This window comes from Duganella sp. BJB476 (assembly GCF_003416895.1).
Lineage (GTDB): Bacteria > Pseudomonadota > Gammaproteobacteria > Burkholderiales > Burkholderiaceae_D > Rugamonas.
This window is the reverse complement of record NZ_QVIO01000016.1, coordinates 1-13,645: the sequence shown is the minus strand read 5'-3', so window position 1 is coordinate 13,645 and position 13,645 is coordinate 1. Positions and strand designations below refer to the sequence as shown.

9 protein-coding genes and 1 rRNA gene are annotated in these 13,645 nt (G+C 62.7%); 5 read left to right on the top strand and 5 right to left on the bottom strand.

The genetic code is table 11. From position 1 onward, the window contains the following. The first annotated feature begins 439 nt into the window (after positions 1-439). A complete protein-coding gene (locus tag D0T21_RS31245) occupies positions 440-2,344 on the top strand; it encodes a sigma-54-dependent Fis family transcriptional regulator (protein ID WP_116994041.1) in 1,905 nt (634 codons plus the stop codon). On the opposite strand, the gene D0T21_RS31240 is transcribed toward D0T21_RS31245, so the two are convergent. Both D0T21_RS31240 and adh read right to left on the bottom strand, forming a co-directional pair. Then, on the bottom strand, positions 2,345-2,716 hold the full coding sequence (locus D0T21_RS31240; RefSeq protein ID WP_116994042.1) for a DUF779 domain-containing protein: 372 nt from the start codon (positions 2,714-2,716) through the stop codon (positions 2,345-2,347). It abuts the gene before it with no gap. A 2-nt stretch (positions 2,717-2,718) separates the two neighbouring features. Continuing rightward, on the bottom strand, positions 2,719-4,239 hold the full coding sequence (gene adh, locus D0T21_RS31235) for an aldehyde dehydrogenase (protein ID WP_116994043.1): 1,521 nt from the start codon (positions 4,237-4,239) through the stop codon (positions 2,719-2,721). 191 nt (positions 4,240-4,430) lie between these two features. Here adh and D0T21_RS31230 point away from each other — a divergent pair, with 191 nt between their 5' ends. Next, positions 4,431-6,539: a TonB-dependent receptor domain-containing protein gene (locus D0T21_RS31230; protein ID WP_116994044.1), complete on the top strand. Its 2,109-nt coding sequence runs from the start codon at positions 4,431-4,433 to the stop codon at positions 6,537-6,539. Here the strand turns inward: D0T21_RS31230 and D0T21_RS31225 are convergent. Together D0T21_RS31225 and D0T21_RS31220 are read right to left on the bottom strand one after the other, a co-directional pair. Further along, positions 6,536-7,984: a hypothetical protein gene (locus tag D0T21_RS31225; RefSeq protein WP_116994045.1), complete on the bottom strand. Its 1,449-nt coding sequence runs from the start codon at positions 7,982-7,984 to the stop codon at positions 6,536-6,538. The two genes, D0T21_RS31230 and D0T21_RS31225, sit on opposite strands and share 4 nt — an antisense overlap. 2 nt (positions 7,985-7,986) lie before the next feature. Then, on the bottom strand, positions 7,987-9,225 hold the full coding sequence (locus D0T21_RS31220; RefSeq protein ID WP_116994046.1) for a prohibitin family protein: 1,239 nt from the start codon (positions 9,223-9,225) through the stop codon (positions 7,987-7,989). A gap of 195 nt (positions 9,226-9,420) precedes the next feature. Between D0T21_RS31220 and D0T21_RS31215 the strand changes: the two genes are divergently transcribed. Genes D0T21_RS31215 through D0T21_RS31205 form a run of 3 tightly spaced genes read left to right on the top strand, consistent with a single transcriptional unit; the run spans position 9,421 to position 13,488 of the window. Beyond that, positions 9,421-10,119 carry a response regulator transcription factor gene (locus tag D0T21_RS31215; protein ID WP_116994047.1) on the top strand — a complete coding sequence of 233 codons (699 nt, stop codon included), beginning with the start codon at positions 9,421-9,423 and terminating at the stop codon, positions 10,117-10,119. A 2-nt stretch (positions 10,120-10,121) separates the two neighbouring features. Then, the gene (locus D0T21_RS31210; RefSeq protein ID WP_116994048.1) at positions 10,122-12,206 is read left to right on the top strand and encodes a HAMP domain-containing sensor histidine kinase; all 2,085 of its coding nucleotides are present in this window, start codon (positions 10,122-10,124) and stop codon (positions 12,204-12,206) included. Between the two features lies 1 nt (position 12,207). Further along, positions 12,208-13,488, top strand: coding sequence for an FAD-dependent oxidoreductase (locus D0T21_RS31205; RefSeq protein ID WP_116994049.1), 1,281 nt, complete (start codon positions 12,208-12,210; stop codon positions 13,486-13,488). Between the two features lie 49 nt (positions 13,489-13,537). On the opposite strand, the gene rrf is transcribed toward D0T21_RS31205, so the two are convergent. Further along, a 5S ribosomal RNA gene (gene rrf, locus D0T21_RS31200) occupies positions 13,538-13,645 on the bottom strand; the annotation flags it as partial.

Sequence of the window (13,645 nt, the reverse complement as noted above, 5' to 3'; positions counted from 1 at the left end):
ACTTTTGCCGTTTTACCGGCACCCTTATTGCTAAGGGGTCGCTCACTCAAAATACTGACAGGCCACTATTTTCATAGCGCCTATTTCATTACTTCTTGTGAACATTTGATATTTTAAGTTTCACGCTACCTAAGCAGCGTGCGCACTTTCATCAAACGTCCACACTTATCGACTGTAAATTTTTAAAGAACTTATTCGGTACTGCTTGCTGAAGAAGCGTTGTGTTCATCAGCGAAGAGGCAAGATTATGAAGCGTTTCGTTTATCTCGTCAAGCTCTTCTTTTCCCCGCTTCACTCGGCATTTACATGCGCCGTTCTGCGAGGGGGCGAACTATAGCAAAGGCCAAGCGAAACTGCCAAGGTTTATTTTCCGCTCGCGCTTCGTTTGCGCTACAGTGGGCAATAGAGCCGATAACGGCCAGCCGGAGACCGAGACAACATGGAACGCCAGACCGCGCCACATCGCACCACGGCATGGGAAGACAGCATGCCGCTGATTATCGAATCCTCGCACCAGCGATCGCAGAAGTTTGGGCTACGCCCCGACTCCTCTGTCGACTTCGGACCGGTGCCAAAGACAGACCTGTCGCTGCTGCTGGAGCAGAACCGCATGCTGCACACGCACGCCGTGCCGGCGATGGAGACGCTGTACCAGCAAATCGTCAACACCCACAATATGGTGCTGCTCACCGATGCGAATGGCGTGATCGTCCACTCGCTCGGCGACGACGACTTCCTGGAGAAAGCCAGCCGCGTCGCCCTAAAGCCCGGCGCCGCCTGGTCCGAGCAAAGCAAGGGCACCAATGCGATCGGCACCGCGATTGCCGAACAGGCGGCAGTGCTGGTCCACGCCGACCAGCACTACCTGACCGCCAATCACTTCCTGACCTGCTCTGCCGCGCCGATCGCCGATCATCTTGGGAACGTCATCGGCGTGCTGGATGTCTCCGGCGACCAGCGCAGCTTCCACAAGCACACCATGGCGCTGGTGCGCATGTCGGCGCTGATGATAGAGAACCAGCTGTTCTCCGCCACCTTCGAGGACGTGATCACCCTGCACTTCCATGCGCGGCCGGAGTTTATCGGCACGCTGATGGAAGGCATCGCCTCCTTCTCGCCCGGCGGCCGCTTTCTGGCGGCCAATCGCAATGGCCTGTTCCAATTGGGTCTGTCGTACAGGGAGCTGCAATCGCATACATTCAGCTCCCTGTTTGGATTGCCCGTGTCTGCGCTGTACGAGCACTATCGCGCCGCATCGCCCGGCTTGCTGAACCTGTGCATGCACAGCGGCGTGCGCGTCGCCGGCCGCGCGCAACTGCGGATCTCCAACAGCGTGTTCCAGCAATCGCTGACGCACGACCGCCCCAGCGCCGTCGCCGCCAACCAGGCGGCTGCGGCCAAGCGCCGCCTCTCCGGCCTGCGCTACCTGCGCACCGGCGATCCGCAGCTGGAATTGATGATCGACAAAGTCACCCGCGTTCTCGGACACGACATCCCTATCATGATCATGGGTGAAACCGGCACCGGCAAGGAACTGCTGGCGCAGGCGATCCACAACGATTCGCCGCGTGCCATGAATCCCTTCGTGGCCGTCAACTGCGCCTCGATACCCGAGACGCTGATCGAATCCGAACTGTTTGGCTATGAAGACGGCGCCTTCACCGGCGCGCGCAAGAAAGGCGCGGTCGGCAAGATCCTGCAGGCGAACGGCGGCACGCTGTTCCTCGACGAGATCGGCGACATGCCATTCAGCTTGCAGGCGCGCCTGTTGCGCGTACTGCAGGAACGCATGGTAACGCCGCTGGGCAGTGACAAATCCATCCCTGTGAACGTGGAGCTGATCTGCGCGACCAATCACAATCTGCGTAACCGCATCGCCCAGGGGCTGTTCCGCGAGGATTTGTATTACCGCTTGAATGGACTGGTGGTGAAGCTGCCGCCGCTGCGCGAACGTAGCGATCTTGAGACCGTGGTCAAGAAAATTCTGGCGACCGAATCGAACAACGGCCGCTATCACGTCTCGCAGGAACTGCTGCTGCTATTCCACCGCCACCGCTGGCCTGGCAATTTCCGCCAGCTGACCAATCTGCTGCGCACGGCGATCGTGATGGCGGGCGATGAGCACGAGATCTGCCTGAGCCACATGCCGGACGACTTCCTCGACGATATGGAACAAGCGCCAGCCCAGGAAGAGATGACCGCCTGCGGCGGCAACCTGGAAGAGCTGGAGCAGTCGGCCATATTGAAATCGCTGGCGGCGCACGGTGGCAATGTCTCCGCCACCGCGCGCGCCCTCGGGGTATCGCGTAACACCATCTACCGCAAGGTGCCCAACCTGAAATAACTAGGGCGATGGCTTCAACACAGCCATTTCCTCGTCGGTGAACAGGCGCGAGCGGGTCAGGAAGCGCCTGCCCGTGCCGTTATCGAGCGAGAACATGCCGCCGTTGCCGTCGACGACGTCGATGATCAACTGCGTATGCTCCCAGTACTCGAACTGCTCGCAGCCCATGTAGAACGGCGCCCCGTCCAGGTTACCGAGATAGACATCGGTATCGCTAATGTTGAACTCTCCCGCCGGATAACACATCGGCGTGCTGCCGTCGCAGCAGCCGCCCGACTGGAAGAACATCAACGGCCCGTGACGGCTACGCAGCGCGGCGATCAGCTCGAGCGCCGCCGTCGTGGCCAGGACACGGGCGATGATGTGGCTCATGGCTAGAAGAAGCCCAAGGCGTTGGGGCTGTAGCTGACCAGCAGGTTCTTGGTCTGCTGATAGTGGTCCAGCATCATCTTGTGGTTCTCGCGGCCGATGCCCGACTGCTTATAGCCGCCGAACGCCGCATGCGCTGGATACAGGTGATAGCAATTGGTCCAGACGCGGCCAGCCTGGATCGCGCGGCCGACACGGAAGGCGCGCGATCCGTCGCGGGTCCACAGACCGGCGCCCAGGCCGTACAGCGTGTCGTTGGCGATGCGCAGCGCATCCGCTTCATCCTTGAAAGTCGTCACCGACACCACCGGCCCGAAGATCTCTTCCTGGAAGATGCGCATCTTGTTATCACCCTTGAACACGGTCGGACGCACGTAGTAGCCGTCCTTCATATCGCCCGCCTGGACATTGCGTCCGCCACCGGCCAGCAGTTCCGCGCCCTCCTGTTTGCCGATGTCGATATACGACAGGATTTTTTCCAGCTGCTCCTGCGAAGCCTGCGCGCCCAGCATGGTGCTGGCGTCCAGCGGATTGCCCTGCTTGATCGCGGCCACGCGGGCCAGCGCGCGTTCGATGAACTTCTCGTAGATCGATTCCTGGATCAGCACGCGCGATGGGCAGGTGCACACCTCGCCCTGGTTCAGCGCGAACATCGCAAAGCCTTCCAGGCACTTGTCGAAGAAGGCGTCGTCGGCGTCCATCACATCGGCGAAGAAGATGTTCGGCGATTTGCCGCCCAGTTCCAGCGTGACCGGGATCAGGTTCTGCGCCGCGTATTGCATGATCAGGCGGCCGGTGCCCGTCTCGCCGGTGAAGGCGATCTTGGCGATGCGCTTGTTGGAGGCTAGCGGCTTGCCCGCTTCCAGGCCAAAGCCGTTCACCACGTTCAATACGCCGGGCGGCAGCAGGTCGGCGATCAGCTCTATCAGCACCATGATCGACGCTGGCGTCTGCTCGGCGGGTTTCAGCACCACGCAGTTACCGGCGGCCAGCGCCGGCGCCAGCTTCCATACCGCCATCAGGATAGGGAAATTCCATGGGATGATCTGGCCGACCACGCCCAGCGGCTCGTGGAAGTGATAGGCATAGGTCTCGGAGTCGATCTGCGCGACCGAACCTTCCTGCGCGCGGATGCAGCCGGCGAAGTAGCGGAAGTGGTCGATCGCCAGCGGGATATCGGCGGCGGTGGTTTCGCGGATAGGCTTGCCGTTGTCGATGGTTTCAGCGGTGGCGATCAGCGCCAGGTTGGCCTCCATGCGGTCGGCGATTTTATTCAGGATGTTGGCGCGTTCGGTTTGCGAGGTCTTGCCCCAGGCGTCTTTGGCGGCATGGGCGGCGTCCAGCGCCAGCTCGATGTCCTCGGCAGTGGAGCGCGCCACTTCGCAAAATACCTGGCCGGTGATCGGCGTGATGTTCCCGAAGTATTCGCCCTTGACCGGCGCAACGAATTTTCCGCCGATGTAATTGTCGTAGCGCTGTTTGAAGGGATTAGCGACGCCTAGTTTGCTGATGTCTGCAAGATTCATGTCATCCTCTTTCTGCTGTGGTTATGAGCCGCTTGGTGCGGCGGAGTAGTACGCCACGTTCTTTTCGCAAGCATCGTGCCAGCGGCAATGCCCGGGAAAACAGGGCTAGACGCGTTCCCAGGCTGTGACAACTGTTCACTTTTGACACAGTTGTCTATTCCTGAAATACTGGCTGAACGACTGGAGACCATATGAAGCACCACCCTTTTCGATTGCAAGCGGCCGCTGCGCTGTACATGGCCGGCGCCGCAACGCTGGCGGCGGCCGATGAAGCGCCCGACGTGGTCATCGTCAGCGCCACTCGCGTCGGCCATTCCGTTTTCGAGATGCCGGCGGCGATCGACGTCGTCGATGCCGACCGCCTGCATGCAAGTCAACCCGGCGTCAACGCATCCGAAGCGCTGGCGGCGGTGCCTGGCCTGGTGGCCCAGAACCGGCAGAACTATGCGCAGGATCTGCAAATTTCTTCGCGCGGCTTTGGCGCCCGTTCCGCCTTCGGCGTGCGCGGCGTGCGGCTGATCGCGGACGGCATCCCGGCCAGCATGCCGGACGGCCAAGGCCAGGCCGCCACCTTCAACCTCGATATCGCCGAACGCATCGAAGTGCTGCGCGGGCCATTCTCCGCAATCTACGGCAATCATTCCGGTGGCGTGATCCAGCTGTTCACCCGCGACGGCGACGGCGGGCCCACGGTGGAGACCAGCCTGACAGCAGGCAGCTACGGCAGCCGCAAGGCCGACGTCAACGCACAAGGCAAGCAAGCGGGCATCGGGTATGTGCTGGACGCGTCGCGCTTCGAAACCGACGGCTACCGCGCCCACAGCGCCGCCACCCGCGAGCAGGCCTTTGCCAAGTTGACGTTGGCCCCGGTGGTAGGCGCCAAGCTGTCCATCGTCGCCAACGCACTGCGCCAGGACGATACGCAGGATCCATTGGGCGTGACCTGGGCCAGCTATCGGCGCGATCCGCGCGCGGGAGAAATCGACGTCACCGATACCCAGACGCCGAAGCGCACGCTGGCTGATCGCTACAACACCCGCAAGAGCATAGACCACCAGCAGATAGGCGCCAGCTGGGAGCAACGCTTCGGCGACGACCGCTTGCGCCTGACCAGCTACGGCGGCAATCGGCAAGTGGTCCAGTACCAGGCGTTCTCCAAGGCGTTCCAGGCGCCGTTGACGCATTCCGGCGGCGTGGTCGATTTCGACCGCGACTTCTATGGCGCGGATGTGAGCTGGCTGCATGTCAGCCAGCTTGCAGGCGGCAAGCTAAGTACCACGGTGGGAGTGGAATATGGCCGCTCCACCGACGGCCGCAAGGGCTTTGAAAACTTCATCGGCACCCAGTTCGGCGTGAAGGGGGCGCTGCGGCGCGACGAGGGCGACAAGGTATCCAGCCTTGATCCCTACCTTCAGGCCGAGTGGCAACCCGGCGCATGGATGCTGAGCGCGGGCCTGCGCCATAGCAGCGTCAGATTCTCTGTCGACGATCGCTTCCTCAGTAACGGCAATGACAGCGGCAGTCTCCATTACAGCCACACCACGCCGGTGCTGGGAGTGCTGTACCACTGGTCGCCGGCACTTAACGTGTACGCCAGCGCCGCGCGCGGTTTCGAAACACCGACGCTGAACGAGCTGTTTTATTCCGGCGTTGCCGGCGGCTTCAACTTCGGCCTCCAGGCGGCGCAGAGCACGCATCTGGAGACCGGCATCAAGGCCCGCCTGGACGAACGTACCCGGATCAACGCCGCCTTGTTCCAGGTTCGCACGAACGATGAACTGGTGGTCGACAACAGCAGCGGCGGGCGTACCAGCTATCGCAATGCTGGCAGCACGCTGCGCCAGGGGATGGAACTGTCGATCGATTCATCATGGAGCAATGGCCTGAGCACCCGGCTGGCGCTCTCCACTTTGCGGGCGATCTACGACAGAGGCTATGGAGCGGTACCGGAAGGCAGCCGGCTGCCCAGCGTCGCCAACGCCAATGCGTACGGCGAACTGGCATGGAAAGACATGCGCGACCGCTACAACGCCGCGCTGGAAGCGGTCGCCAGCAGCAAAATCTACGCGGAGGACGCCAACGCAGATCAGCCGGCGCCCGGCTACGGCGTGCTCAATGCGCGTGTCGGCGCCAGCCAGCAGTGGCGGGGTTGGCGCTTCAAGCAGTTTGCGCGTTTGAACAACCTGCTGGACAGACAGTACATCGGTTCACTGATCGTCGGCGACACCAACAAACGCTATTATGAAGCGGCGCCGGGACGCAACTGGCTGCTGGGTGCCAGTGCAAGGTATCAGTTCTAGCGCAGACTGACGGTCTGGCGTTTCCAGGCCGGGTCCTGCCAACGATAGAACATGCTAAGCGACGATGGTTTGTCCGCAGTCTTCAACGTCGCCAGGGTGTTGATCTCCACCAGTTCGAAGCTGCGTTTGAACTTGCCGTCAATACGAGCCTCCCGCGCCACCAGCATGTTCTGTGATCCCGGCACCCAGCCGGCGAATTCGGCGTAGCCAATATCGGGATCGGCAGCGGCTGGCGGCAGCACGTCGACCAGCCAGCCCGCGCTGGTCTGATGGAACAGCCACATTTCGCGCCAGCCATCCATCGGCTGCACCGCCAACGAGAGTGCCGTGCCCTGCGCATTGGCGCGCGCGGACGCCGGCCACACCACGCCATAACTGCAACGACGGGCCAACGCGTGCTGCTGATCGTGCTTTGCATCGACCAGCGCGACGCAGGTTTCGCCCGGCTGCCCGGTCATCGCCAGTATGCGCAGGCCGCTCTGCAGCGTCGGCACTACCTGCCCCTTGACGGCCACCGGCGAGAGCTGCGCCGCGCTCTCCGCCGCCCAGCGTACGCTGCCTACACGCACACCCGCTTCGGCAAAGGCAGCGGCATCGTCCTCGGTCAGCTCCGCAGGTTCCACCATCCCCAGTTCATCCAGCGCACGCTGGGCGGACGGGGACGCCTGCTCGCCCTTGCGCGCCCGCGCAAACGCCACCGACGACCACACCGACGCGCGCCGCATGTGGATGCGATTGCGCACATGCGGCGGCAGGTCTTTCATGTCGACGCGCTCCAGCACCTCGGTGCGCCAGTCGTCCAGCGCCACGCGCGCGCCTGGCCGCAAGGCCGGGTCGACGCACTCCTGCCGCGTCAGTCCCAGCACCGCCGTCGCACGCTGCTGCGGCTCCGACAGCATCGCCAGCACGCGCCTGAAGGCTTCGCCGTCGTAGCACAGCTGCATGCGTCCTTCGCGTTCAAAGCTGCGGATGCCGACGCCATAATTGGCTACGGCCTCCAGGTGAGCCGCGATCGTGATGTCGCCTTGCTTGCTCTGCTTTGAAGAAGCACGCCGCGCCAGCCGCTCGGCCATCGTGCCCAGCGCATCGAACGGCTCCGCCGTGATCGCGGCCGCCGGCGCTGCCTTCAGGTAGGCCGCCGCATAGCTGATACCCAGCGACTCCGCGCCCGGCGTGTCGCGCAGGAAGCGCACCACCGACAGCAGCTCCTGTGCATCCGCCGGCGCCAGCGAGACCCTGCGCACCTGCGAAGCGCGTATGTAGCCTGTCCGCTCGCGGCGGTAGTCGTAGACCTGCAAGAAGTCCTGCTTCTCGCCGCGTATTTCCAGGCTGTCGCCCTGCCACAGGACGGCTTGCTGCTGCGCAGTGTCCTTGGGTGCGGCGCGCAGCGCGGCCTGGTCCTGCGTAACGATCGCCAGTACGGCGGCAGCTGCAATCATCGACATGATTATTGTCCTTCCTTGGCACTGTCCGCAGCTTCAGCGCTGACTGTCGCCATGCGCGGCTGCTTGCCCTGCTGGCTGCCCAACAGCGCCGAGCCGATAAAACCGCCATCCGTCGGCGACGGTGCGATGATGACCGACACCTTGTCCGAAAGTTTGTCCGCCATCGTCTTCTGGATCAGCAGCGGATTGCGGGTAATCAGATCGCCCTCGCGCTCCATCTGCGCTGCGGCCACCTTGCCGACCAGCTCCTGGCGATAAGCTTCCGCGTCCGCCAGCTTGCGGCGCGAATCGGCTTCGCCGGCGGCTTCGATGACGCGCGCCTGCGCATTGCCCTCCGACGTTTTGATACGCGCCATCTTCTCGGCTTCGGCTTCCAGCTTGCGCTGTTCGATCTGCTTCTGCTTGAACGGCAGCACATGCGCCATCGCCTGCTCCTGCGCCCGGGCTGCGATGATCTGTTCGTTGCCGGCCGCTTCGGCGGCCTTTTCGCGACGGATCTTGTCCGCATCGGCTTCAAGCGCGGTCTGCTTGACCTGCTTCTCCTTCAGCTCCAGCGTATAACGCATTTTTTCCGTTTCCAGCTCTTCGGCCAGCAGCTTTTCCATGCCGGCCTGGTACTCTTCGGGCAGCGTGATCTTGCCGATGGTGATGCCGCGCAGCGTGATGCCATCGGCCGCCAGCTTGGGCTTGAGCTCAGCCTCGATCGCCTGCTGGATCTCGGCGCGCTTGGTCGAGAATATCTCACGCACGGTGTAACGGGTGAACACCTTGTAGATCACGCCCTGCACCGCCGGCTCGACGATGGAGCCATTGATATCCGGCGGCAGCGACTGCGCCATGGCCGCCACACGGTTCACATCCAGCGCATAGCGCACCGACATGTCCACGCCCAGCGCCAAGCCCTCGACCGACTGGAACGGTGCGTTGTCGTTGCCGGCCGGGCGGTACACCTGGTCACGCAGCGACACCTGGCGCAGCACATGCACACCGGGCATCATGAAGACTGCGCCATCGCGCACGGTGATGGCGGAACCGGTCAGCTGGTTGATGCGGACACCCAAGCTGCCGTTCGCCACTTTGGCCATCGGCGGATGCGTGACCAGGCCATAGACGGCGGCGCCGGCCAGGCCCAACGCCACCAGCATCGCGCCGTTGCGGCGCATGCCGTTCACCGTGGCGCCAACGCCGCCGCTCAAGGTCGCGCGCACCGCCTGCACCATCCGTTTGATCCGTTCTGCCATGATATTCACCTTCTGCTGGTTGTTTAAGTTCAGGGCCTATCCCTGAACTGCATGGTGCGCCGGATGTGGCGGAAGTATCAACGCTGCCGCCGTCCGGCTATGCTACGGCCGCGTGAAGAAATCCTCACAGCCGATTTGTGACTTTTTCCGTAAAAGCGTGGATACTCGCTGCATTGACAGTCAGTGGAGTACAGCATGGCCAAAGTCGCCGTCATCGAGGACGATCTGCCAACCAGCAATCAGCTGCGGGCGTGGATAGAATCGGCGCGGCCCGGCATCGTGGTGGACCAATGGTTCAGCCGCGACGACGCCGAGGCGGCCATCGCGCGCGAGCGCTACGACCTCGTCGTGCTCGACATCGAACTGGGACGCGAGCGCCACGCGGGCGTCGCCATCATCAACGCCATCAACAAGCGGCACGCCACGCCGGTGCTGGTGGTGTCGGCCATGCCCGCCACCATTTACCGCAGCATCATGAAGGCGCTGGACGCGTGGGACTATCTGCAAAAGGCCACCTTCGAGGAAGCCGACTTCATCGAAACCTTCCTGGAAATCCTGCGCTCAGTGAAGGACAAGGCGGAGCCGGCGTCCGTCGCCGCCAGCGATGAACTGAGCATGGATCCGCTGCGCCAGCGCACGCCGACCTGGCGCGGCCATCGCATCAACCTGCCGCTGACGGCGCAGCGCATCCTGGCGGCGCTGTGCGCGCGGCGCGGCCAGGTGGTGTCCTATGATGAGCTGTTCGAAGTGGTGAAGAGCGGCCGCAATCGCGACAACATCCGCAAGCATGTCAGCACCATCCGCGACGCCTTCCGCGAGATAGATCCCGGCTTCGCCTGCATCGAGAACATCCCCATGCGCGGCTTCCGCTGGGCCGACACAGAAAGCCACTGACCGTGAACTGGCGCCGGCTCAGCCTCGTCCCGTATCGCCTGCGGCTGCTGCTGCGCGCGGCCTTCGTATTCCTGATGGCGGCGACGGCAGGCCTGGCGTTGTCGGTGCTCCAGCAGGAAAAACAGCTCAGCTACAAAAACTATCAAGGCAGCTTCCACAAGACGCGGGTGCAGGTGGCTGCGACGCTGCGCCATCCCACCGGGCAGCTGGCACTGCTGAATCCACAGCCGTCAACCAACGGCGCGGCGCTGCATCCGCTGCTGCTGCCGTTTGCCGCGCTTGATTTCGACGACCTGCAAAAAGTACAGCAGGCGGTGGCCATGTCGGGCTGCCTGGCGCAGTACGGCAACAACGGCTCCCTGTGCGTCGGCATCGGTAACAATCCCTGGGCTGGAGGTTTCATTTATGTGGCCGGCACATTCGACGGCGCACAACTGGTCCCGCATACGCGCGGTGATCAGGTGGTGGATCAGGCGCACCGCGTCAAGGTCAAGGTCAGCCTGCGCGGCCAGACTTATGAGTGGATCGCGCCGTTCGAGGAAAGCACTGAACCGCAAACGCCGGGACGCCGATTCGGTGGCATGCGCGGACGTTTGACCGGTTTCGCCGCAGCCGATGTGGCGCGAGCCAAGGCGCCGGCGGTGAAGGACTTCCGCGGTTGGATCTGGCAGAACCCGCGTTGCACCGACCAAAATGCCGCCGATGAGGACCCTGCATGCACGCGCAGTGCTTTCTTCTCGCTGCGATTGCCGGTCGGTGTGCTGCAGGATGCGCTGTTCGAAAAGCGCCGCCCCGTCTGGCCGCCCGAAGACCTAGACCACATCGATGTCCGCATCGCGGTACTGCCACCGGGCGATGGTCCCCCACTGCTGGACAGCGCTACCGGTCCAAGTACGCCGCCATTCTCGCTGGCGGACTTGAAGTCCATGCTGCTGCCGGGCGAGAGCCTGCAAATCCGTCGCCTGACGGACGGCGCATCGCGCGCCGCCGCCCTGCCACTACTGGTCGGTGCGGTCGATCCTGAAGACCAGTCCTGGCATTTCGTGACGACGCTGATCCGTCACCTGCCGGTGGACGCCTACGACGTGCCGCTGGAGGAAAAAGAAGTCATCGCCACGCCGGCCGGCAGTTATGAAGTGCTGCTCAAAGGCGATGTCCGCAGCGTCAGCAAAAGCTTGAGTGTGGTGGCCAGCCGGCTGGTGTGGTTTGTCGGCGCGATGCTGGCGGCGCTGATGCTGGCGTGGCTGGTGATCGAGATCGGCATCATCCGCCGCATCAAGGTGCTGATCAAGCGCGCCGACGATGTGGGCGAACGCGTCAAGGCCGCGCGCGGATTTTCCGAAACCGACCTGGCCGACCTGCGTGGCGAGGATGAACTGGGCGTGCTGGCGACCGGCCTGCACGATCTGCTGCGCCGGGTGCGGGAAGATGTCGAGCGCGAGAACATCCGCGCAGAACAGGAGCGCGACATGTGGCATGCGGTTGGTCACGAGATCATGTCGCCCTTGCAGTCGCTGATGGTGCTGCACGGCGGCGCTGAGGACGAAAGCCATCGCTACATCACCCGCATGCAGCAAGCGATCCGCGTGCTGTATGGGCGGGCATCGCCGAGCGAAGCGTTTCAATCATCCGAACTTCAAGTCACGGAGGTTGATTTGACGGCCTTCCTGCAGAATGTCGCCGAGAATGCATCGTGTATCGGCATTCACGACGTGGTGTTCCAGGGAGAGGCCGAGGCGTTGATCGCACGGGCCGATGAGTACTCGCTGGAAGACGTCGTCACTCATGTGCTGCGCAACGCCGAACGTTATCGCGTGCAGGGCAGCGCTATCACTATCGCATTGGAAGGCAGCGACACCGGCGCGACTATCACCATCCACAATCGCGGACCGCAAATAGCGCCCGACATGATCGCCAAGATTTTTGAATACGGCGTATCGGACCAACCAGAGTCCGGGGCTAACGGCAATCGTGGCCAGGGCCTGTTTGTCGCGCGCACCTACATGGCCAAGATGGGCGGCACGATCGTCGCGCAAAATCAGGCCGATGGCGTATCCTTCATACTCAATCTACAGCGCAGCGGCTGACATGACATCATCAACATCGCCGAAGTATGACGCCATCGTAGTCGGCAGCGGGCCAGGTGGTGCAAGCGTCGCCCGCGAATTGGCGCGCCGGCAGTTGCGCGTTCTGGTGCTGGAGCAAGGCAGCGCCGCGCCACTGCAAGGAACCTTGTCGCAGATGGCCGGCATTGCCGCCGTCCCCGGCAAGGGAGCGTTTATCCATCGTGACGCTTCACTGCTGGTGAGCGGTATCGCCGCCGGCGGCACATCGACCATCAACTTCGCCACCGCCGCGCCTCCACCACTGGCGATGTTTGCAGCGCACGACATCGATCTTGCGCCGGCACTCGAATCCTTGCGCGCCGAGCTGCCGATGGGGCCTTTACCTGATGACCTGATCGGACCTATGGCCCGTCGCATTCAACTGGGCGCCGAAGCGCAACAGCTGGCATGGCGCAAACTCGACAAGATGATACGGCCCCAGATTTGCCGCACCGGTTGCTGGCGTTGCGTGTACGGCTGCCCGTTCGGCGCCAAGTGGACCGCCCGCGATTTCCTGGACGAAGCGCAGCAGCTCGGCGCGACGTTGATCGACCGGGCTACAGTCGAAGAGGTCATCGTTGAAAACGGCCGCGCTACCGGCGTGCGCTATCGTCGCGATGGCATTGTGCAGTTGGTGTTTGCAGAAAATGTGATCCTGGCCGCCGGCGGCATCGGTACGCCACGACTGCTGCATCGCTCAGGTCTGCACCCAGCCAGCAGTCCGTTCTTCAGCGATCCGGTGATCGCCGTCATGGGCCAGGTGGACGACATCGACGGCGGAGCCGAAGTACCGATGGCGTCTGGACTGTACTTGCATCAAGAAGGCATTGCATTGGCGGATATGACACTGCCGAAGCCGATGTACCAGGCCTTTGCCGCGCAGGTTGGACGGGTGGACCGGCTGATGGCGCACGCGAAAACGCTGACATTGATGGTCAAGATACGTGACGACATCGGTGGCAGCATCGGCCCGCGATGGGTCGACAAAACGCTGACGCCAGCCGACCGACGCAAGCTGAGGGCCGGCGTGGACATGGCGCGCGGCATATTGCGTGCGGCCGGCGCCAGGAAGATATTCAAGAGTTGGCACTTCGCTGCGCATCCAGGCGGCAGCGTGCGCATAGGTGTAGGCGTGGACAGTACGCTGCAAACCAGCACCGCCAATCTCTACGTCTGCGATGCATCGGTGATTCCACAACCGTGGGGACTGCCGCCGACACTGACCTTGCTATGTTTGGGCAAACGGTTGGGACAATATCTGTAGACGCAAAAAAGCCCGCTCAGATCACTGAGCGGGCTTCTTCTTATAACTAGCCTGACGATAACCTACTTTCACACTGGTTGCAGCACTATCATCGGCGCAGAGTTGTTTCACGGTCCTGTTCGGGATGGGAAGGGGTGGGACCAACTTGCTATGGTCA